Annotated in this window: 23 protein-coding genes and 1 pseudogene; 11 read left to right on the top strand and 13 right to left on the bottom strand. The window is 71.2% G+C overall.

Annotated elements, in window-relative coordinates; all coding sequences use genetic code 11:
- Window positions 1-16 precede the first annotated feature (16 nt).
- Complete coding sequence (locus CRP55_RS19050; protein WP_097321430.1) at window positions 17-583, bottom strand: VanZ family protein; 567 nt, start codon at window positions 581-583, stop codon at window positions 17-19.
- 100 nt (window positions 584-683) lie between these two features.
- On the opposite strand from CRP55_RS19050, the gene CRP55_RS56485 reads away from it, so the two are divergent.
- Window positions 684-1,028, top strand: a complete 345-nt coding sequence (locus tag CRP55_RS56485) for a ClpX C4-type zinc finger protein (protein WP_281260796.1) — start codon at window positions 684-686, stop codon at window positions 1,026-1,028.
- Here CRP55_RS56485 and CRP55_RS19040 read toward each other — a convergent pair.
- Window positions 1,014-1,535: a GNAT family N-acetyltransferase gene (locus CRP55_RS19040; RefSeq protein WP_097321428.1), complete on the bottom strand. Its 522-nt coding sequence runs from the start codon at window positions 1,533-1,535 to the stop codon at window positions 1,014-1,016. The genes CRP55_RS56485 and CRP55_RS19040 overlap by 15 nt on opposite strands.
- A gap of 119 nt (window positions 1,536-1,654) precedes the next feature.
- Window positions 1,655-2,557: a hypothetical protein gene (locus CRP55_RS19035; RefSeq protein ID WP_097321427.1), complete on the bottom strand. Its 903-nt coding sequence runs from the start codon at window positions 2,555-2,557 to the stop codon at window positions 1,655-1,657.
- Between the two features lie 53 nt (window positions 2,558-2,610).
- Here CRP55_RS19035 and CRP55_RS19030 point away from each other — a divergent pair, with 53 nt between their 5' ends.
- Window positions 2,611-3,102 (top strand): HIT family protein, encoded by a 492-nt coding sequence (locus CRP55_RS19030; RefSeq protein WP_097321426.1) that lies wholly within the window; start codon window positions 2,611-2,613, stop codon window positions 3,100-3,102.
- On the opposite strand, the gene CRP55_RS19025 is transcribed toward CRP55_RS19030, so the two are convergent.
- Genes CRP55_RS19025 through CRP55_RS19015 form a run of 3 tightly spaced genes read right to left on the bottom strand, consistent with a single transcriptional unit; the run spans window position 3,068 to window position 5,299 of the window.
- A complete protein-coding gene (locus CRP55_RS19025; protein ID WP_097321425.1) occupies window positions 3,068-3,619 on the bottom strand; it encodes a hypothetical protein in 552 nt (183 codons plus the stop codon). The genes CRP55_RS19030 and CRP55_RS19025 overlap by 35 nt on opposite strands.
- The gene (locus tag CRP55_RS19020) at window positions 3,619-4,242 is read right to left on the bottom strand and encodes a maleylpyruvate isomerase N-terminal domain-containing protein (protein WP_097321545.1); all 624 of its coding nucleotides are present in this window, start codon (window positions 4,240-4,242) and stop codon (window positions 3,619-3,621) included. The genes CRP55_RS19025 and CRP55_RS19020 overlap by 1 nt, the downstream gene beginning before the upstream one ends.
- A 28-nt stretch (window positions 4,243-4,270) precedes the next feature.
- Window positions 4,271-5,299: a hypothetical protein gene (locus CRP55_RS19015; protein ID WP_097321424.1), complete on the bottom strand. Its 1,029-nt coding sequence runs from the start codon at window positions 5,297-5,299 to the stop codon at window positions 4,271-4,273.
- Between the two features lie 50 nt (window positions 5,300-5,349).
- On the opposite strand from CRP55_RS19015, the gene CRP55_RS19010 reads away from it, so the two are divergent.
- Together CRP55_RS19010 and CRP55_RS19005 are read left to right on the top strand one after the other, a co-directional pair.
- Window positions 5,350-5,739, top strand: coding sequence for a ChaB family protein (locus CRP55_RS19010; protein ID WP_097321423.1), 390 nt, complete (start codon window positions 5,350-5,352; stop codon window positions 5,737-5,739).
- A gap of 51 nt (window positions 5,740-5,790) precedes the next feature.
- Window positions 5,791-6,051 carry a hypothetical protein gene (locus CRP55_RS19005; RefSeq protein ID WP_097321422.1) on the top strand — a complete coding sequence of 87 codons (261 nt, stop codon included), beginning with the start codon at window positions 5,791-5,793 and terminating at the stop codon, window positions 6,049-6,051.
- Here CRP55_RS19005 and CRP55_RS19000 read toward each other — a convergent pair.
- From CRP55_RS19000 to CRP55_RS18990, 3 genes are all read right to left on the bottom strand, one after another.
- Window positions 6,040-6,702 (bottom strand): GNAT family N-acetyltransferase, encoded by a 663-nt coding sequence (locus CRP55_RS19000; RefSeq protein ID WP_097321421.1) that lies wholly within the window; start codon window positions 6,700-6,702, stop codon window positions 6,040-6,042. The two genes, CRP55_RS19005 and CRP55_RS19000, sit on opposite strands and share 12 nt — an antisense overlap.
- A gap of 50 nt (window positions 6,703-6,752) precedes the next feature.
- Window positions 6,753-9,800: a putative bifunctional diguanylate cyclase/phosphodiesterase gene (locus CRP55_RS18995; RefSeq protein ID WP_097321420.1), complete on the bottom strand. Its 3,048-nt coding sequence runs from the start codon at window positions 9,798-9,800 to the stop codon at window positions 6,753-6,755.
- A gap of 79 nt (window positions 9,801-9,879) precedes the next feature.
- A complete protein-coding gene (locus tag CRP55_RS18990) occupies window positions 9,880-10,914 on the bottom strand; it encodes a Gfo/Idh/MocA family protein (protein ID WP_097321419.1) in 1,035 nt (344 codons plus the stop codon).
- On the opposite strand from CRP55_RS18990, the gene CRP55_RS18985 reads away from it, so the two are divergent.
- On the top strand, window positions 10,913-12,421 hold the full coding sequence (locus CRP55_RS18985; protein ID WP_097321418.1) for an MFS transporter: 1,509 nt from the start codon (window positions 10,913-10,915) through the stop codon (window positions 12,419-12,421). The two genes, CRP55_RS18990 and CRP55_RS18985, sit on opposite strands and share 2 nt — an antisense overlap.
- Before the next feature lie 83 nt (window positions 12,422-12,504).
- Here CRP55_RS18985 and CRP55_RS55995 read toward each other — a convergent pair.
- Window positions 12,505-13,211, bottom strand: a pseudogene (locus tag CRP55_RS55995) (pyridoxal-phosphate dependent enzyme).
- A 136-nt stretch (window positions 13,212-13,347) separates the two neighbouring features.
- Between CRP55_RS55995 and CRP55_RS18975 the strand changes: the two are divergent.
- Complete coding sequence (locus tag CRP55_RS18975) at window positions 13,348-13,746, top strand: hypothetical protein (RefSeq protein ID WP_245923155.1); 399 nt, start codon at window positions 13,348-13,350, stop codon at window positions 13,744-13,746.
- Window positions 13,747-13,781: 35 nt separating this feature from the next.
- Window positions 13,782-15,092 (top strand): alpha/beta hydrolase, encoded by a 1,311-nt coding sequence (locus CRP55_RS18970; protein ID WP_097321416.1) that lies wholly within the window; start codon window positions 13,782-13,784, stop codon window positions 15,090-15,092.
- Here CRP55_RS18970 and CRP55_RS18965 read toward each other — a convergent pair.
- The 3 genes from CRP55_RS18965 to CRP55_RS18955 are packed head-to-tail and all read right to left on the bottom strand — an operon-like array spanning window position 15,076 to window position 17,104.
- Window positions 15,076-15,537 carry an Lrp/AsnC family transcriptional regulator gene (locus tag CRP55_RS18965; RefSeq protein WP_097321544.1) on the bottom strand — a complete coding sequence of 154 codons (462 nt, stop codon included), beginning with the start codon at window positions 15,535-15,537 and terminating at the stop codon, window positions 15,076-15,078. The two genes, CRP55_RS18970 and CRP55_RS18965, sit on opposite strands and share 17 nt — an antisense overlap.
- Window positions 15,538-15,588: 51 nt before the next feature.
- The gene (locus tag CRP55_RS18960; RefSeq protein WP_097321415.1) at window positions 15,589-16,566 is read right to left on the bottom strand and encodes a S66 peptidase family protein; all 978 of its coding nucleotides are present in this window, start codon (window positions 16,564-16,566) and stop codon (window positions 15,589-15,591) included.
- Between the two features lie 40 nt (window positions 16,567-16,606).
- The gene (locus CRP55_RS18955) at window positions 16,607-17,104 is read right to left on the bottom strand and encodes a nucleoside deaminase (protein WP_218854621.1); all 498 of its coding nucleotides are present in this window, start codon (window positions 17,102-17,104) and stop codon (window positions 16,607-16,609) included.
- Between the two features lie 64 nt (window positions 17,105-17,168).
- Here CRP55_RS18955 and CRP55_RS18950 point away from each other — a divergent pair, with 64 nt between their 5' ends.
- The 4 genes from CRP55_RS18950 to CRP55_RS18935 all read left to right on the top strand — a co-directional run bounded on the left by CRP55_RS18950 (window position 17,169) and on the right by CRP55_RS18935 (window position 18,937).
- On the top strand, window positions 17,169-17,471 hold the full coding sequence (locus tag CRP55_RS18950; protein ID WP_097321413.1) for a hypothetical protein: 303 nt from the start codon (window positions 17,169-17,171) through the stop codon (window positions 17,469-17,471).
- Window positions 17,471-17,884 carry a MerR family transcriptional regulator gene (locus CRP55_RS18945; RefSeq protein ID WP_097321412.1) on the top strand — a complete coding sequence of 138 codons (414 nt, stop codon included), beginning with the start codon at window positions 17,471-17,473 and terminating at the stop codon, window positions 17,882-17,884. Before CRP55_RS18950 ends, CRP55_RS18945 begins: the two co-directional genes overlap by 1 nt.
- A gap of 67 nt (window positions 17,885-17,951) precedes the next feature.
- On the top strand, window positions 17,952-18,179 hold the full coding sequence (locus tag CRP55_RS18940) for a DUF402 domain-containing protein (protein ID WP_097321411.1): 228 nt from the start codon (window positions 17,952-17,954) through the stop codon (window positions 18,177-18,179).
- On the top strand, window positions 18,176-18,937 hold the full coding sequence (locus CRP55_RS18935; RefSeq protein WP_143234729.1) for a class I SAM-dependent methyltransferase: 762 nt from the start codon (window positions 18,176-18,178) through the stop codon (window positions 18,935-18,937). The genes CRP55_RS18940 and CRP55_RS18935 overlap by 4 nt, the downstream gene beginning before the upstream one ends.
- The last annotated feature ends 67 nt before the right edge of the window (window positions 18,938-19,004 follow it).

Below are 19,004 nucleotides of genomic sequence, written 5' to 3'. Positions count from 1 at the left end.
AATCAGGTGCCGCACGTCACACTTGCGCGCGTGCGGATACCGGGCGGTCCGGCGCGACCGGATCGCCCTCTGGCCGGCGCCACCAGTGGCGCGACGCCAGTGCGGCCAGTCCCGCGCCCGCCGCGTTGATCAGTACATCGTCCACCGAGGACACCCGGTCGAGCCGAAGGACGTATTGCAGGGTCTCGACCAGGATCGAGCAGGCCGCCCCGAGGGCCAGCACCCGCGGCACCGACCGCAGCGCCGCGAACCGCAGCGGCCCGAAGAACCCGAGCGCCGCGAACACCAGCAGGTTGCCCACGATCTGAACGGTCGCCGTCACCGGCCCGTCGCCCAGAACCGTGATCAGATCGCGCAGCGGCACCAGGTTCACCCGGGCCCGGTTGACGTCGTCCCCGTCGTTGGGCAGCAGGATCATCCAGACCCACGGCACCGTCCCGTAGACGATGCCGACCTCGGCCCAGGTCCTGGGGCGCCGCCTCGCCACCACCCAGGTCAGCAGCGCCACCACCGGCAACGCGACCACGGTCAGGACGACCACGCCCGTGATCGTCCCGAACCACCCGTGCCAACCCTCGAGCATGCCAACCCCCGCGTCCGCCGACCGCGAATGGTAGCCAACCGCCGCCGTCAGGGTTAGCCTGACAATGCGTCAGGGTGGTCCTGACGTAAGGGAGGCTCCCGTGACCGACCTCGACCTGCGCTGCTCCTTCTGCGGCAAGCCCGAGCAGGAGGTGTCCCAGCTCATCGCCGGCCCCGGCCCGATGATCTGCGACGAGTGCGTCCACCTCTGCAACGACGTCCTCGCCGGCAAGCGCCCCGAGGGCGTCCGGCTCTGGGAGGACCAGACCGACGACGAGCTGATCGCCACCATGGTCCGCGTCGCCTCGCTGCGGCATCACGTCGACCGCGCCGTCGGCCGCATCGCCCGCCTGCTGCGCAGCCGCGGCACGACCTGGACGACGATCGGCGCTGCCCTGGGCATCACCAAGCAGTCCGCCTGGGAGCGTTTCTCAGGAGAGGATTAGGTGTACGGATGGAGCGAGCTCCTTGACGTAATACACCAGCGTCCAGGTCCAGCCCGCCTGATGTTCCCGGCCGGCCTCGCGATAGCCCAGTGCCCGGTAGAACGCCATGGCCGGTGGTTGGTTGGTGGCGGTGTCGAGGTGCAGCGAGGTCAGCCCGGCCCGTGCCGCGCGCCGCTCCAGCTCGCCCATCAGGGCCCGCCCGATCCCACGGCGCCGCGTGGCCGGATGGACCCGCACCCGGAGAACCTCGGCCGTGCCGTCGGTGCCGGGCCGGTAGCCGCCCATTCCGGCCAGGTGACCGTCCAGCTCCACGACAAGAAACTCTCCGCCTCTCGCCAGGAACGTCGCCTCGACGTCGGCGAGGTCGGGAAACTCGGCGGGCGGCTCGGCCAGCGCCGGCAGCGGGATCGGGACGGCGAGGTCGGCCGTGTCACCGATGTTCGGCAGCGCGTTCAACGCCCACAGCACCCCGGCGTCCTCGTCGCGGAACCTTCTGACCGTCACCACGCCGCCGACCTTGCGCCGTCGGAAGGCGATCGCGCCAGCGAATATCGGCGCTCAGCTCAAGAAACGCACGAACTCCGGCTCAGCCTTGCGCCAGGTTCTAGCTCCCTCGCGCCAGCGTTCTAGCTCAGGAGGCGCTCGAATTTCGGCTCGGCCTCGTGCCAGGCGGCTGTGACGTCGGCGCGGGGCACCAGCAGGCGCAGCGTTCGGCCCGGTGGCGGGGACCAGGGTGGGGGATTGCCCCACTCCGCGAGGGGGCGGGTGGTGAAGGCGAAGGCCATGTCCTCCTCGGTCAGTTCCAGGGTCATGGTCAGGTGGTCGAACGTGTCGTCCAGGAACAGCGGCGAAGGTGGCCGAGGGCCGGAGCTGGCGGCGGCGTCGCTGAGGGAACGCAGTGAGCTGAGGTGCGGGTAGAGGGCCGTGGTCGTGCTGTCGCCGAGCGCCGTGCCCCGCACGTAGAGCTGGAAGGTGCCGAAGCGGCGGTCGGCGCCGGCCGGGCTGAACTCGGCGCGGAACCGGGTGATGTCGCCGCCGCCGATGGTGGGGCCGCGGCGGATTGCGCGCTGCCAGATCAAGGGCCAGGGCAGGGCGGTGCGGGGGTCGAGGGCGGGCGCGGCATCGATGTGGTGGTGCTCGATCAGGTGGGCGACGACTTCAATCAGGCGTTTGTTTGAGTGTGCTTCCGGCGCGGGTGAATGGGTCATCCAGGAGGTGCGCCAGGAGTCGGCGGCGCGGGGAGCGCGATGGCCGGCGGCCTTCTCGGTGCGGCGGCGGGCGGCGAAGGCGCGGGTCTCGGCGAGCCACAGATTCCGGGCCTCTTCGAGTTCGTCGAGGGCGCGGAGCAGGGAATCCGGATCGTCCTCCAGCCAGACGGGCACGCCCGCGCTGACGAGAAGGTGGTGCCAGGTGGCGCGGAAGCCGTACGGAGTGAAGTGCAGAACGCACTCACGCAGCGCGAGCATCCGCCGGAGCGGTGGCATCCAGTGGTCGCGAACCCGGGCGGCCTGGGCCGGAAAGCTGCTCACCGCGCGATCTTAAGAGAGGTTAGGATCTCGTCCTCGCCTATGTGGGGAGTGGCGTGTACGCGCATGAGCCCGACGGCTACGCCTGCCCGTTCTGCCGGCTGGTCGCGGGCGGTGAGGACGAGCGCCGGGTGAACACCCAGCGCGACATCGTGCGCCGCACCGAGAAAGCCACGGCGTTCGTGTCGCCGAGGTGGTGGCCGGGCAACCATGGGCATCTGCTCGTGGTGCCCAACGCCCACCACGAGAACCTCTACGAGCTTCCGGCCGGCTATGGGCATGCCGTCCACGATGTCGTCAAGGAGTGTGCGGTCGCGCTCAAGCACGTCTACGCCTGCGACGGCACCTCGGTGCGGCAGCACAACGAGCCGGCCGGCAATCAGGATGCCTGGCACTATCACGTGCACGTGTTTCCGCGTTACATCGGCGATGACCTGTACGGGTCGTCGCCGTACCCGGAATTCGTCGAGGCCGAGCGGAGATGGCCGTACGCCGACCGGCTGCGGGCCTACTTCACCGGCGGCGGCGGCGGTCGATCTCGCTCATGACCGTCGGGTCCCACGTGGAGGCGTCCCAGTCGTCGGCGGTGACCAGCGGCTGCCGCGCGCCCAGCGTGGCCTCGCCGGTCAGCCGGCGCATCCGGGCCCGCACGGTGAGGACCCCCGCGATCAGGACGGCCACCGCTCCCAGCCGGAGGGCCGAGTCGGTGGCCACTATCGTCGCCACAGTGGGCATGCGGGTGGGCAGCACGTAAGCCAGGGCGATCAGAACCGTGGTGAGCACCAGAGCCGCGTACCCCAGGAAACCCGGACCTGAAGCACTCAGCCGGTGTGCCGCGATGGTCCAGACCGTGACCGAGATGAACAGCACCAGCACGCAGACCACGCCGATCAGGCCGGCCAGGCTGCTCACGAGCAGCACCGACGCCGTCGTGGTGACGGAGGTCGGATCGGTGGCGCCGGCGGTGACGACGGTGAGGTTGACGGCCTGGACGATCACCACGAGCGCCGCGTAGACGGCGGCGAACAGGACGACGCGGCGGCCGGCGAGCGCGAAAGTGGACATCAGAGGACGGAGAACCCTTTCGGCAGCGGCGCGCGGCCGGTGAGCGCGAAGAGTACCGCGGGCCCGTCGCCCAGCGCCGCCGCGACCCGGGCCGCGAGCGCGGTGGCCTCGGAGACCGCGTCCGGCGGGAAGGCCGCCTCGACGCCGGCCGCGGCCGCGACGTCAAGACCGTGGACCACCAATTCGAACGTACGGGTGGGCAGCCAATCGCGGACGCGCATGCCACCCACGGGAGTCGAGACCACGTCGTCGTCACCGGCCGCGGCCAGCGCCTGGGTGGCCCGGCCGGCCAGCTCACCGATCAGGTCGGCCGGGTGGTCGCCCAGCTCGCCGGCCGCCTGGCGGGCGAGCACCGTCGACGCGGCGACGGCCTCCGCGTACACCGACGGCGGCACCGACCGGGCGAACGTCCAGTACGCCTCGGGCGAGGTCACGGCGGCGGTCTCGGCGCGGGCGCCCAGCACGTCGGGAACCTGGCGCAGGGCGGACCCGGCGGTGTGCGCGACCAGCTCGCGCAGGGTCCACTCGCCGAGCCCCGGCGCGTCCCAGCGCTCGGCCGGCACGCGGGAGACGAGGTCGACGAAGGTGACGGCGGCGGCGCGGAAGGTCCGGCGGTAGTCCATGGCCATTAATCTGCCACCCGCCGAAGGGTCAGGCGAAATCGGCGTCGTCCGGCTCGGCGGCCCGGTGCCGTCCGCCTTCGGCGGGTTTCTGCTCGTACGACCGTGGGGTGTACCGCGGCGACTGGGGGAACCGGTCGGCGGAGTTCCGCGGGTCGCCGGCCGGCGCCTCGGCGGGCGGAGCGGGCGGCGGCGTCACGCCGGGCGCCGAGTGCCGCCCGGCGTAGTCAGCCGGTCCGATCTCCAACCGGCGCTCGGAAGGCCGCCCGAGTGACGGTTCGGAAGGCCGCTCGAACGATGACCCGGAAGACGGCTCGGAAGGCCGCCCGGACGAAGACTCGTACGGCGGCCGGGAAAGGAAGTCGGAAGGCAGGCCGGGCGGCAGCCCGGCGAGGTGCGGCCCCGCCGGCGATCCGGACGGGAGCCCCCGGCGCGACGGCTCGGCGTCCGGCAGCTCAGCGCGCCGCGAAGACGACAACGAAGGCGGCTGCGAAGGCGATAGCGCGGGCGAAGGTGACCGCGGCGGCGACAGCGACGGCGATGGCGACTGCTCAGGTGAAGGTGGCTCGGGCAGGCCGGATGGGCGGCCCGGGCGGTCGGCGGGCGGTGGCATCCGTGAGGGCAGGCCGGACGGCATCGGCCCGCGCTTGACCGGTGGGGGCGGCGGCGCGTCCGGAGCGTCGGCCGGCGAGGACTCCGACAAGGGGCTCGGCGGCGTCGGGAACGGCGCTCTCTCCGTGTGGGCGTCGCCGGTCTCACCCGCGTACGGATCGGGAATGAACCTCGCGGCGAGACGCCGCAGCTTGACCACCCGGCGCAGGCACACGAGGGCGTAGATCACCGCGAGGACCGGCAGGGCGAAAATGTAGTAGAAGGTGAACGGATCGTCCGGCCGCGCCAGCGCCAGATAGCCCGCGTAGCCGAGAAAGCCCAGCCCGAGCAGCGCGTCCACCCCGCGCAGGAAGCCGGACTGGCCGAAACCGGTCACGCACAGGACGAGCAGCACCAGGCCGCTCAGCCCCAGCAGCCCGGCGTACGTCCAGAACTCACCGTCCGACACACTTCAGCGTAGGACGGTTTGCGACCTGGTGTGCCGGGAACTGCTGGAACATGCCAGCACGTGAGGAGATGCCGGCGACGTTGAAGCGCTCGCCGAAGAAAGCACAGGACACGTTCGCCGCGACGCACGACTCCGCGGTCGAGCAGTACGGCGAGGGCGAGCGGGCCCACCGTACGGCCTTCTCCGCGGTCAAGCATTCGTTCGAGAAGGTGGGCGACCACTGGGAGCCGAAGGCCAAGAAGGGGCCGAGCGACGCCAAGGCCGCCGGCGGCCGCGGCTCCAAGGCCGAGACGGCGGGCGGCGTCGACGCCAACGCCAGCAAGGAACACCTGATGCAGGTGGCCAAGAAGCTCGACGTCACGGGCCGCTCCCGGATGACCAAGCCGCAGCTCGTCGAGGCCATCCAGAAAGCCAACAAGAGGGCCGACCGTAAAGCCTAGGTGTGGCGCGGGTCGCGTGTCATGGCCGTCGTTTCTGGGGAAACGACGGCCATGCAACCAGAGAAGATCACGCAGACCGAGTACGCCACCGAGCTCAACCGCCTGCACACCCGCCGGGAGGAGCTCGAGGAGGCCGAGTCGACGCTGGTCAGCCACGACCACGGCGGCGGGCTGCCGCACGACCAGCAGAACCGGCTCGAACGCGTCCGCGGGGAGCTCGCCGACGTGCTCCAGCAGATCGGCGACCTCAAGGACCGCTTCGCCGACAACGGCGGCGCCACCCCCGACCCGGACGGCGCTCTAGGCGAGTGACCGCCGCACCGCGGCGAACACGACCTCGTGGTCGACCTGGAAGCCGAGCCGCTCGTAGAGGCGGATGGCTCCCAGGTTTTCCGCGCTGACGTGCAGGAACGGCAGGTCGCCGCGCTCCAGGATGGCGGCCGCGACGGCCATGGTGAGCCGGGCGCCCAGGCCGCGGCCCCGGAAGTCGGGGTCGGTGCACACGGCGCTGACCTCGGTCCAGCCCGGCAGCTGGAAACGCTCGCCGGCCATGGCGATCAGGCGGCCCTCGTGGCGGATGCCCAGATAGCGCCCGAGCTCGACCGTGCGTTTGCCGAACGGGCCGGGCTGGGCGCGCTCGATCAGGTCGAGGATCTCGGGCACGTCGGTCTCGGTGAGCACGACCGCTTCCTCGTCGGGGACGCCGGTCATGCCGTGGCCGGCCATCTGCGCGCCGGTGGTGCCGCCGACCGTCTCCCAGCCCTCGAGCGGGGTGATCGACGGGCCGGTGAGCAGCGCCCGGTCGGTGAGGGTGGCCAGGTCACGCCAGGCCGCCGGATCGTCCGGGTCGGACAGGGCGGCGAACGGCGAGAACTCGGGCTGATAGCGGGCGGCGTCCCCGGACGCCTCGGCGAAGCAGGCCTGCGGCCCGGAGAGGGCGGCCCACACGGGATTCTCCAGCACGCCTCGACCCTGCCCTGTCGCCGCCCATGACCGCCAGCGATTAACCCGGATTACCCTCGCGCCGGGGACGCGACCAACGTCTGAGCGTCGTGGGCCAGGGGTGGGATCTCGTCCGGCCACACCGGCTTGGAGAAGTGGTAGCCCTGACCGTACGGGCAGTCCATCTCCACCAGCGCGGCCCGCTGACCGGCGTCCTCGATGCCCTCGGCCACCACGGCCAGGTCGAGGTTGCGGGCCAGGGTGACGATCGCGTCGACCAGCGCCCGCTGCTGCTCGCTGCCGAGGATGTCGTCGATGAACGACTTGTCGACCTTGAGCACGTCGACGGGCATCTGCCGCAGGTAGCTCAGCGACGAATAGCCCGTGCCGAAGTCGTCGATCGCGATGCGCACCCCGAGGGCCCGCAGCGTGTGCAGGTCGTTCGCGACCTGGTCGGCGTCGCGCAGCAGGAGGCTCTCGGTGATCTCCAGCAGCAGCCACTCGGGCTTGGCGCCGGCCTCGGTGATCGCCTGGCGGACCTGGTCGACGAAGCCGGGCGTGCGGAACTGGCGGGCCGACACGTTCACGCTGACGTAGCGCAGCGTCATCTCCGGCTCGGCCGCCTTCCACGCCGCGAGCTGCCCGAGGGCCTCGCGCAGCACCCAGCCGCCGATCGGCACGATGGCGCCGCTCTCCTCGGCGACCTCGATGAAGTGGTACGGGCCGAGCAGCCCCCGGGTGGGGTGCTGCCAGCGGACCAGCGCCTCCACGGCGACGATGGCGCCGGTGGGCAGGTCGACGATGGGCTGGTACATGACCCGCAGCTGGTCGTCGTCGATCGCCTCGTACAGCGCGGCCCGCGTCTCGAGGCGCTGCACCATCTCGGTGTGCAGCTCCGGCCGGTACCGCTGCCAGGTGCCCTTGTCGGAGCCCTTGGCCTGGTAGAGGGCCAGGTCGGCGTGGCGCAGCAGTTCGGTCGGTGAGCCGGCGTCGCCGTTGGTGGCGACGCCGACGCTGGCCGCGCCGCTGACGATGTGGGTGCCGCCGAGGCCGTCGCCGACCTCCACCGGCACGGCCAGGGCTTCGACGAGGCGGGCGGCGACGGCCTCGGGGTCGCCGGCGACCAGGACGGCGAACTCGTCGCCGCCCATCCGGGCCGCCGTGGCCGTGGTGCCGACGATCTCGTCGATGCGCCGGCCGACGGCGACCAGCAGCTCGTCGCCGACGGCGTGCCCGAGGGTGTCGTTGACCTCCTTGAAATCGTCGAGGTCGACGAAGAGCACACCCAGGGTGAGCCCGGACTCGGACGCGGCGGCGAAGGCCTCGTCGAGCCGGTTGCGGAACAGCACCCGGTTGGCCAGCCCGGTCAGGCCGTCGTGGAAGGCCAGGTGGGACAGGTCCTTCTCGAGGCGGCGGCGCTCGGTGACGTCGCGGACGGTCAGCACCACCCCGCCCACCGTCGGGTCGTCGCGCAGATCGCGGCCGGTGCACTCGACCTGCAGCAGCGAGCCGTCGGCGCGCAGCACGGCCAGGTCGGGGCCGTCGAGCTCACCCTGGCCGTCGCGCAGGCCGCCGAGGATCTCGCGCATCGCCTCGTGGTGACTGACCGCGATCAGCGCGGCCAGCGGGGTGCCCTCGAGGTCGGGGTGGCCGAGGACGGTGCCGGCGGACGGGCTCGCGTACCGGATCAGGTCGTCGTCGCCGACGATGAGGATGACGTCGGTCGCGTTCTGGATGAGAGTGCGGAAGTACGCCTCGCTCTCGCGCCGGTTGACCTCGCCGGTCAGGCCGATGCGCTGCATGACGACCTCGATCTGGGCGAGGTACGCCTCGAAGGAGGGCAGCAGCTCGCGCAGCACCGCGCCGTCGCCGCCGAGCAGCCCGGCGCCGAGGCGGCCGGTCGGGAGCGGCGTCGTGGCGTACAGGAAATGGTCGAAACCGTGCGAAGGCACCCCGGCCGGAAGTTCGCTCGCGGTGATGAACCGCAGGCCGGGCACGTGCCTGGCGTCGCCGGCGTCGGCGGTGAGGCTGAGCCGGTAGGGCTTGTCCTCGGGCATGAGGGTGGCCACGGCGTCGCGGACGGCCCGGGCCGCGTCCTGCTCGGTGGCGGCCGAGAACAGCATGGCGCCGGCCTGGCGCAGGGCGCGCTCGCGGGCGCGGGCCTGCCGCTGGGCGCCGGCCAGGCCGTTGACCCGGGCCAGCACGAGCAGGAACATCAGCGCCGCGGCGGCGGCGATCACCGGAGCGTCGACGACGCCCTGCCGGGCCGCCTCGATCTCGCGGCCGTGCATCCACTCGATGTAGAGCACCACCGGCGCGATCAGCGCGGCGGCGGCCATCCAGACGATGCGCCGGGTGCCCATCTCGATGCTCACCTGCGGCGGCTGCTCCCGGGAGAGCTCGCGCATCGAGGGCATCAGCGCCGTGAAGCCCATGACGGCGTAGAAGACGATCCAGCCGAAGTCGACCGGCCCACCCAGCGACCAGTCGCTGTTGAGCTGGGACTGGCCGTAGAAGATGTCGGAGACCAGCAGGCCGACGATGGCGACGCCGATCGCGGTCAGCGCCCGCGGGCGCCGGCCGGGCGCGGCCAGCATGCGCAGCGTCATGGCCAGCGCGAGCACGTCGCCCAGCGGGTAGCCGATCGAGACCAGTTTTTCCAGCAGGCTCAGGTCGTGCGAGCGGGTGAACGGGGCGATCCAGTAGACCCAGGAGAGCAGGCCGAGCCCGACCGTGGGCACGAGCGAGTCGAGCAGCGCGGCCCGGTTGCTGCCGGTGCCCCGGTAACGGACGAACAGCAGGAAACCGGCCGTCAGCAGCGGGTAGACCAGCAGGTAGAACAGGTCGGCCAGGCCCGGGAAGCGCGGGGTGCGCCCCAGCGCGAGGATCAGGTTGTACCAGGTGTCGCCGGTGGTGAAGAAGGCGAGCGCGGCCGAGATCAGATACCACGGCAGGCGGTGCTCGGGCCGGTTGAGCCGGGCACCCAGCAGCACCATGGCGGCGCTCGAGTAACCGATGAGAGCCCAGGTGTAGAGGTGACCGCCGGGAAAAGCGTAATAGAGGGCGGTCAGCGCGACGATCCACGCGCAGAAGCCCACGCGAGCGGCTCGCGTCGTCATCCGCCCTCCGATCGGCTCTGCGGGACGGCTGGATTGCGCCGTCTCGGATCCCATCGGGAAACGGTGGCGATGCTTTAGCTTAAAACCACGCGGCGGCGTCAACGGTCACCGTCTCACCACTGTCCGCCGACTCCTCGATCGCCAGCGCGACGAGGTGGTCGTGGGCGCCGTCGGCCAGCGGATAGGGCGGCGGGCCCTCCCCGCGCACCCAGGAGGCCATCCGCCCGAGCAGGGTGGCGATGGCGATCTCCTCGTCGTTGTAGCGGCGCCCGGGGAACGGGTTGCGGAACAGGACCCGCTCGCCGAACGTGATCGTGTCGGTGTCGAAGTCGTCGAGATCCAGGTCGTATCCGGTCTGCCGGCGGACCAGGGGAGTGCGCACGATCGTGCGCGGACCGGCCAGCCGGACGATCTCGTCGTCGCGCAGCTCGCCGTGGGTGCCGCGGACCAGGATCCGCCGGAAGCGCAGCTGGTTGTGCCACTGGTTGTCCGTGAAGTCGTACAACCCGGACCGCCCGTCCCCGAAGTCGAGGGTGGCGATCGTGGTGGTGGCCGGTTGTGGATCATCAGAGTCGGTCCAGCCGTCCCGGTTCAGCGGATCGACCAGCGGGGCCGTCGTCCGCGAGGCCCGCACGGTGACCGGGCCGCGGCCCTGGCCGAGATAGCCGCGGATCAGCGACACCGCGTGGTACATGTGCGTGGACGAGACCTGCACCTGCGTCGGCTCGCCGATCAGCCCCGCCCGGACCGCCGCCAGCCGGGCCGCGTGCGCGGGCACCAGCAGATATTGCTCGGCCACCTGAACCAGCCCGGTGTCGCCGGTCAGCTGCCACAGCGCGTGCAGCTTGGCCGCGTCCGGCGCCGGCGGCGTCTCGGCCAGCACCGGCAGCCCGCGCTGCACCGCCTGCAGGATCACATCGGGGTTGGCCGCCCACGGCACGGCCGTGACCACGAAGTCGGGCCGGATCTCGTCCAGCGTCGCGAAGGTGGGAACGGGCAGCTCACGAGGGGTCCGCACGACCGCGCCGACACACTCGACGTCGGGCAGCGCCGCCGCCAGCCGCCAGAACATCTCGGCCCGCCACCCGGACCCGATCACCGCGAACGACGTCATGGGAGACACACTAGATCCACGGTTATGGCCCTTTCCAGAAGGGAAAGGTGAACCGGTGACATCGGATCCCCAGCGCTGGCGCGCCCTGGCCGTGGCGCTCGTCGCCGGCTTCATGACCCTCCTCGACGTCAGCATCGTCAACGTCGCCCTCCCCTCGATCCGCGACGAGCTGCGGCTCAGCTCCGGTGAGCTGCAGTGGGTCCTGTCCGGCTACGCGCTCACCTTCGGCCTGCTGCTGGTGCCGGCCGGCCGCTTCGGCGACGCCCGCGGCCGCCGCAACGTCTTCATCGCCGGCCTGGTGCTGTTCACCCTGTCCAGCGCGGCCGCCGGCCTGGCCACCAGCGCGTTGTGGCTGATCATCGCCCGGCTCGTGCAGGGCGCCGCCGCGGGCGTGATGACCCCGCAGATCACCGGCCTGATCCAGGAGATGTTCGAGCCGAAGGAGCGGGCCCGCCCGTTCGGCCTGTTCGGCGCCACGGTCGGCATCTCCACCGCGATCGGCCCGCTGCTGGGCGGCCTGCTGATCGCCGGCATCGGCGAGTCCGAGGGCTGGCGCTGGATCTTCTACCTGAACATCCCGATCGGCGTCGTCGCCGTGATCCTGGGCCGCCTGTGGATCCCGTCCCGCAAGTCCGACAAGCGTCATGAAAGCCTCGACCCGGTCGGCGTGGGCCTGCTCGGCCTCGGCGTGGTGCTGATCCTGCTGCCGCTGGTGCAGGAGCGCGAGTGGCAGGGCAACACGAAGTGGCTGCTGGCCGTGGCCGGAGCGGTGATCCTGGCCCTGTTCGTCGTGTGGGAGCGCCGGTTCGGCCGGACCAGCACGGCGCTGGTCGAGCTGAGCCTTTTCAAGGTCCGGTCGTACGGGCTGGGCGCGCTGATCGGCCTGCTGTACTTCGCCGGTTTCACCACCATCTTCTTCATCTACACGCTCTACCTGCAGAGCGGCCTCGGCTACAGCGCGCTGATGGCCGGCCTGGCCGTGACCCCGTTCGCGCTCGGCTCGGCGGTGGGCTCGGCGGTCAGCGGCCGCTTCGTCAACCGCTACGGCCGCCACCTGGTCGTGCTCGGCCTGGTCATGGTGGTGGCCGGGCTGGCGGCGACCGACGTGGCGCTGACCCTGGTCGAGGGCCGCGGCGGGGGAGCGGCGGCCGCCCTGCCGCTGCTGATCGCCGGCCTCGGCAGCGGCCTGGTGATCAGCCCGAACCAGAACTTGTCGCTCTCGGAGGTCCCGGTGGCCCGGGCGGGCAGCGCCGGCGCGGTCCTGCAGACCGGCCAGCGCATCGGCACGGCCATGGGCATCGCCGCGGTGGGCGCCCTGTTCTTCGCCCGCCTCGCCGACTCCCGCGGCGACTGGGGTTCGGCCTTCCGCGGCGCGCTCTGGCTGACCGTGGCGTTCGTGGTCGTCGCCCTGGCCGCGGCCCTCACGGACGTGCTGTCCTCCCGCCGCAGGACCGAGGACCACGGCCGCCACGAGCCCGGCCGCCACGCGGCCGCCGCCCACGACTGACACGGGCCGTCCCCTGGCTTTGCCCGCGAGCTCCGGCACCGCTTGTGAGATAAGGTAAGCGACAGAGTGTGGCCGAGCTGAACCTATGAGCGCAGCCAGCGATGGTAGGCGTCCATGTCGACGTTGCTGCCACAAATGATGGTGACCACGTTACGGCCGGCGAAGCGGCCGGAATCTTCCACCATGGCGGCCACGCCGAGCGCTGCGGACGGTTCCACGACGAGCCCGGCGTGTTCTCGAAGCATGCGTATGCCGGAGATGATAGACGTCTCGTCGACGAGGACCGCGTCGTCGGTGACCTGCAGAAGATCGCCCAGCACACCTCGACCTCGGGCCGCGAAGACTTCAGGACATGGCCGACGCCGGTGGCCATGGCGCCGCCACCCACTGCGATCAGGACGGCGTCGGCGGAGGCCGCACGATCCACCAACTCCAAGCCGATGGTGGCCGCGCCTTCGCATGTCTCGATGTCCAGACTGTCCTCGACCGACCGGATGCCGCGCTGCCATGCAGTCGCCGCAGCCCGCTCCCGGGCCGTCTCGTGGTCGCCGTCAACCAGTTCAAGCGTCGCGCCGAGCGCGCTTATCTGGTCCAGCTTGGCCCCGGATGCCCTGCGAGCTGGCACCACCGTCACGTCAAGGCCACGACTTCGACCCGACCACCCGAGAGCCCAGCCCAGGTTTCCCGCGCTGGCACACACTGCGGCGGTCTCGCCCCGATCCCGGAGCAGGCTCGCGACAAGTTCGGTGCCCCTGGAATCGGGCGCGGCGGGATCCGCCAGGTGATACATCATCCAGAGGGCGGTGGCGCCGAACGTCTTGGCCCGAAACGGCAGATGCATGGCGTCGGCCCGCACGGGCGGACGGCTGTCACGAAGCGGGGAGCGGGGTCGTCCATTCGGCGTGACTCTTCGAAGCAAGCGGGTTGTGGCGGGTGTTCTGGCGTTTCTGGCGGCGGTTCTCGGGGTGTGGGCCGGAGGTTTTCCGCTGTCGTTCTACAACGACTTTCCGATCGCGGGGTGGCACTGGGTGTCGTTGCTCGGGCCCTACAACGAACATTTGGTACGGGATTTCGGGGCGACCATGCTGGCTCTTCTCGTCTTCACGGTGTGGGCGTGGCGTACGCCGACCGTGGAGAAGCTGAGGGTCACCGGGTGGGCCTGGCTCGTGTTCTCCGTGGTGCATTTCCTGTGGCACATGTTGCATCTGGGGGTGTTCACGACGGCGCACAAGGTGGGCAACGTGATCGCGCTGGCGCTGATTCTGGGGCTGGCCGTGCTGCTCGTCGTGCCGGACCGGAAGGACGACATTAAGGGTCATTCCTGATCCGTGAGGCCGGGCGCATCGAGAAGCATCGAGGCATGCATACGCTTCTCGCTTTTGTCCTGGTGGCCGCCGGGCCGGTTCCGGTGACCACCTCACCGGGGCTGGACTGGCACGACTGCGGCACGGAGAAAGGCACCCAGTGCGCCACCCTGACCGTGCCCGTGGACTGGTCGCGGCCGGGCGGCGCCACGATCGGGATCGCCGTCGCGAAAAGGGCGGCGGACGATCAGGACCGCAAGGTCGGAACGCTGGTCTTCGGGCCGGGCGGGCCGGGCGACTCCGGGGTGGACCGGGTGGTGAACGGGTCGTCGCGGTTCAAGAATCTGCGGGCGCGGTTCGACATCGTCAGTTTCGATCCGCGCGGGGTGGCCGGCAGCGCGGCGGTGGATTGTGAGCCCGTACCGATGGACCCGGTTCTGACCTCGCCCGGGCAATTCGAGGAAAGGCTGCGGCTGAACCGGGAGCTGTGGGCCGATTGCGCGCGGCGGGCCGGGCCGGTGTGGCAGCACGCGGACACGCTGAGCACGGTGCGGGACGTGGAGGCGCTGCGCAAAGCGCTCGGGGAGAAGCAATTGACGTTCCACGGCAGCTCGTACGGGACGTTGCTCGGGCAGGAGTACGCGTCTCGTCATCCGGGGCGGGTGCGGGCGATGGTCCTGGAAAGCGTGACCGACCACAGCAGCCGCAGCACGGCTTCGTTCCTGAGCGCGCAGGCGTGGGCTTTCGAGGACGCGTACGGCGACTTCATCGCCACCTGCCCGGAATGCGCGGCGCCGTGGCAGCGGCTCTTCGCCGATCCCGGGCGGGCCGGAATGACGCCGTTCGATCTGGTCGCGATCACCCACAAACTCCTCAAGGACGGCGAGTACGAACGGCTGGCGGCCCAGATCAAGGCCTTCGACGGCGGTGCGCAAGGACAGCACGTCCGCAATCTGGGAGTGGTGATTCCGGCGTTCTGCTCGGACTGGTCGCTGCCCGTCCGGTCGTACGCCGAATATCAGCGGATCCTGCGGCAGGCGGAACGGGTCGCGCCGAATACCCATTTCCCGGCGCAGGTGTTCGCGCTGACGATGTGCCTGGGATGGCCGCGGGTGACGAATCCGCAGCACGACCTCGACGTGCGGACCCGGGTGCCGCTGCTGCTGCTCAATGCGCGGCACGATCCGGCCACCGGGCTGAACTGGGCGCGGAACGTGGAACGTCAGCTGGGACAGCGCGGTGTGCTGGTCACGTATGAGGGAACCGGGCACGGGTCGTACACGCTCAGTCAATGCATGCGCGACATCACCGACGACTACCTGATCAACCTGACGGTGCCGGCGAAGGGGGTCAGCTGTCCGCGCTGATGTCGGGCATGCGGGGCGGGCGATTCTCGTACGGGGTGGAGAGCACCACCGTGGTCCGCGTGGTGACGTTGGCGGCGGTGCGGATCTCCTGGAGCAGGCGTTCCAGGTCGGCCGGGCTGCCCACCCGTACGAGAAGCATGTAGAAGTCCTCCCCCGCCACCGAGTAGCAGGAGTCGATCTCGGGCAGGTGCGCCAGCCGTTCCGGCGCGTCGTCCGGCTGCGACGGGTCGAACGGCCGGATGGCCACGAACGCGGTCAAGGGCAACTCCAGGGCCTCGTACGAGACCTTGGCCGTGTAGCCCGAGATCACTCCCCGCTGCTCGAGGCGCCGCACCCGCTGGTGCACCGCCGACACGCTGAGCCCGACCCGCTCGGCCAGGTCCGTGTACGACAGCCGCCCGTCAGCGGTCAGGGCGCTCACGATCGCCCGGTCGATCTCTTCCACGGCCGTCACCCTACCGAACGGCCGGTTCGAACAGCGACAACGTACGCCGCCTCACCGAACGGCCGGCTCGAGCAGCGACAACGTCCGCCGGCCGGCGTCGAGGGCGGCGCGGACGCCGAGCGGCATCGGCAGGTTCGGGCCGGCGTGCCCGATCTCGACGTTGCCGAGCACCGGGATGTCCCGGTCGCCGAGCACGTCGAGCACGATCTCGGCCAGCGCACCGGGCGCGTCGAGCCCGGTGATCTCGCGCGGCACGCCGACGACCATGCCGGCGATCCGGTCCAGGATGCCGCTGTGCCGCAGCACCTGCAGATAGGTCCACACGTACGACGCCTGGCCGCCCATCTCCTCCCAGAACAGCACGGCGCCGTCGAACCGTTCCGGCGGCACCGCGAACGGCGTCGCCTGCACCAGCGCGATCCGGTTGATCAGGCCGCCGATCAGCGGGCCCTCCACCCGCCCGGGACGCCAGCACTCCCAGGACGGGCTCGCCGGCAGCGGCCCGATCGGCTCGGTGCCGGTCAGCACCCGCGCGTACAACTGCTCGAGCTCCGCCCGGCGTGCCGCCGGCGCGGCCGGCCAGTGCCCGCCGAAGCCGGGCACCGCCATGTCGGCGTGAAATCCGGCCAGGCCCGTACGGGCGTGCAGCACCAGATGCAGCAGGGAGATGTCGCTGTAGCCGAGGATCGGCTTCGGATCGGCGCGCACCGACTCGACGTCGATGAGGTCGAGATAGCCGAACACCGTCTGGCCGCCGTCGCTGGCGACGATCGCTCTGACCTCGGGGTCGCGGAGAAGCCCGTTGAGCTCGGCGGCGATCTCGGCCGGCGTGGCCGCGCTCCACCATCGCCGCCGCCCCACTTGCAGCAGCGGCGACCGGCGCACCCGGAACCCCATCCGCTCGAGCACGACCCGGGTCTGCTCGACATTGCCCTCGTACGCCGCGGGCAGCGGCCCGGACAGCGCCGCGATCACGACGAGATCCCCGGGCCGCAGCGCACGGGGCCGCAGCAGCTGTGAACTGATCACGGGTGGAGTATCGGAACAGCCGCCACACCACGCACGCGATTTACCGGCCGGCCATGGTCTGGGCCCAACGGCGGAGGCCGGAGTCCGGCGCCGTCGCGGCGTAGCGGCGAAATTGGTTCACGGCTTCGGGGCGGCGGATGCCTGCGGTGATCGCCGGCGGTAGGTACCAGGGCAGGTCCGGGCTCACCGGCCAGCCCGCGGCGACGGCGGCGCCGCCGTCGGCGGGTGACTCGAGGGCGTAGTAGACGTCGGTGACCTTCAGGGCCATGGCGGCGCCCATGCACATCAGGCAGGGCTCCAGGGTGACCGCCAGCCGGAGCGGATGCGCGCGCGGTTGCCAGCCGAGGCGCTCGTCGGCGGCGATCATCGCCAGCAGGTCGGCGTGCACGAGCCGGCGGCCCAGGGCGGCCTCCTGGGTGAAGGCGGAGGCGATGATCTCGCCACCCGTCTCGACGACGGCGCCGATCGGGAGTTCGCCACGGGTGAGGCCGTCCTCGGCCACGTTCAGCGCGGCCCTCACCAGATCGTCCGGCGTCATGGCCCGGACACTATTGCATCCGGTACCCGGGTACAGGCTTACGGTCGAGCGTGAGGAGGCTGACATGTTCGATTCCTGCACGCTGCCGACCGCGGAGCGGCCCCTGCGGCTGGCCGAGTTCGACGAGTTGTTCTCCACCGCCGTCCGCGAGGTGGATTCGGTGGACGACACCCACGCGCGGCTGCGGCTCGCCGGGCCGGACCGGCTGGCGGCGACGGTCCGCGATTTGACCCGCCGTGAGTCCGAGTGCTGTTCCTTCTTCGTCTTCACCGTCACCGCCGAGCCGGGTGGAACGGTTCTTCTGGACATCGAGGTCCCGCCGCGCCATGCGGACGTGCTCGCGGCGCTGATCGGGCGGTCCCGGTGATGCGGACCGGTGAGGTGGCCGAGCGGGCCGGGCTCAACATCCAGACGCTGCGGTACTACGAGCGGCGAGGGCTGCTGGCGAAACCGGCGCGCTCCAACGGCGGGCATCGGCTCTATCCGGACGAGACGGTGGCACTGCTTCAGGTGATCAAGGCAGCGCAGCGGCTCGGGTTCAGCCTGGACGAGGTGGCCGGGCTCCTGGAGGCCGGGCGGCGGCATCCGGCGCCCGGCCTGCGGCAGCGGGCCGTCGACAAGATCGCGGAGATCGACCGGAAGATCGCCGATCTGGCGTCGGTCCGGGCCACTCTGGCCGAGGTCGTCGAGGCCCGCTGCGACAGCCTGACCGACTGCACGTGCCCCGATTGCCCGCTGCCTGTGGTGACCGGCGCGGCGCAAGAAGCGGGCGAGGCGTAAAAGGCGAGCCGGGTGCCGCGGGCGGCCGGTACGCTGCCGCGGTGCGGTTCTCGGCGGGGCAGACCATGTGGTCACGGCCGAGCGCGAGTGGCAGTGGAAGGACGAGGGCGAGTTCGCCGGGCACGTCGGTGATCCGCTCTACTACGACCGGGTGGGGGCCGACGCGATCCGGGCCGAAGGGGAGCGTGTGGTCAAGCTGATCGAGGCCGGGGACTTTCCGTTCGACGGGACCCACACCGGCTTTCGGGCGGGGGCCGGCTGGGCCACGCCGCGGTTTCCCGGGGAGATGTCGTGACGGGCTTCGTCGAGGGCAATCGGGCCGGCTGGAATCTCATCGCGGCCAGGCGGGACGGGATCGCCGTCCAGCGGCTCCGGGCCGGGGCCGTCACCCTCGCGGATTTCGAGGTCGAGCTGGCCGGTGACGTCACCGGGCGGCGGGTGGTTCAGCTTGCTTGTTCGTACGGGGATGAAGTGCTCTCCTGGAGCAATCTCGGGGCGCACGCCGTCGGGGTCGACCTGTCCGACGTGGCGATCGGGAAGGCCCGGGCCCGGGCGGCCGAGGCGGGCATCGCGGCCGACTTCCGGCGGGCCGACATGCTGGAGCCGCCGGAGGACCTGGTCGAGCTGGATCTGATCTACCTCAGCTGGGGGGCGATCTGCTGGGTGCCCGACCTCGTCCCGTTCGCGCGGATGATCGCGGAACGGCTACGGAAGGGCGGCGCGGTTCTGCTGTGCGACCACCACCCGGCCTGGGAGGTGCTGGCCGTCCGGGAGCCGGGGCGGCTGGCGGTGGCCGGGGACTACTTCGGGCGCGGGCGCCCCAACCGGGAACAGGACGACGCCAAGAAACCGCTGGGTGCGCGCGGGCGGGCCGACGCGCCGGAGCTGGCGATGTTCGTGTGGCCGGTCAGTGACGTGGTGATGGCGCTGGTCGGCGCCGGACTGCGGCTGGACGCGTTCCGCGAGGCCCCCGAGCCGGCGCTGTACGCGGGGCTCGGGGACGCCGCCGGGGCGTTGCCCGCCATTTACGTGATCAAGGCGAGTAAGCACTGATTGGACGGGAAGACGCGGCAGCAGGCCGTACCCCCGCGAAGATCGCGTCCGTGGACCGTGCGCGGGT

Source organism: Paractinoplanes atraurantiacus (assembly GCF_900215205.1).
In the GTDB taxonomy this organism is placed as follows: Bacteria; Actinomycetota; Actinomycetes; order Mycobacteriales; family Micromonosporaceae; genus Actinoplanes; species Actinoplanes atraurantiacus.
Note: the sequence above shows the minus strand (reverse complement) of the source record. Positions and strands in the feature narration are given on the sequence as shown.

Bases quoted from the DNA above. Each gene is read 5' to 3' on its own strand.
- CRP55_RS18955 (WP_218854621.1), bottom strand. From the start codon at position 17,104: ATGACGCCGGACGATCTGGTGAGGGCCGCGCTGAACGTGGCCGAGGAC.
- CRP55_RS19010 (WP_097321423.1), top strand. From the start codon at position 5,350: ATGCCAGCACGTGAGGAGATGCCGGCGACGTTGAAGCGCTCGCCGAAG.
- CRP55_RS18970 (WP_097321416.1), top strand. From the start codon at position 13,782: ATGCATACGCTTCTCGCTTTTGTCCTGGTGGCCGCCGGGCCGGTTCCG.
- CRP55_RS19005 (WP_097321422.1), top strand. From the start codon at position 5,791: ATGCAACCAGAGAAGATCACGCAGACCGAGTACGCCACCGAGCTCAAC.
- CRP55_RS19025 (WP_097321425.1), bottom strand. From the start codon at position 3,619: ATGTCCACTTTCGCGCTCGCCGGCCGCCGCGTCGTCCTGTTCGCCGCC.
- CRP55_RS18950 (WP_097321413.1), top strand. From the start codon at position 17,169: ATGTTCGATTCCTGCACGCTGCCGACCGCGGAGCGGCCCCTGCGGCTG.
- CRP55_RS18985 (WP_097321418.1), top strand. From the start codon at position 10,913: ATGGGAGACACACTAGATCCACGGTTATGGCCCTTTCCAGAAGGGAAA.
- CRP55_RS18995 (WP_097321420.1), bottom strand. From the start codon at position 9,800: ATGACGACGCGAGCCGCTCGCGTGGGCTTCTGCGCGTGGATCGTCGCG.
- CRP55_RS18945 (WP_097321412.1), top strand. From the start codon at position 17,471: ATGCGGACCGGTGAGGTGGCCGAGCGGGCCGGGCTCAACATCCAGACG.
- CRP55_RS19050 (WP_097321430.1), bottom strand. From the start codon at position 583: ATGCTCGAGGGTTGGCACGGGTGGTTCGGGACGATCACGGGCGTGGTC.
- CRP55_RS19020 (WP_097321545.1), bottom strand. From the start codon at position 4,242: ATGGACTACCGCCGGACCTTCCGCGCCGCCGCCGTCACCTTCGTCGAC.
- CRP55_RS18990 (WP_097321419.1), bottom strand. From the start codon at position 10,914: ATGACGTCGTTCGCGGTGATCGGGTCCGGGTGGCGGGCCGAGATGTTC.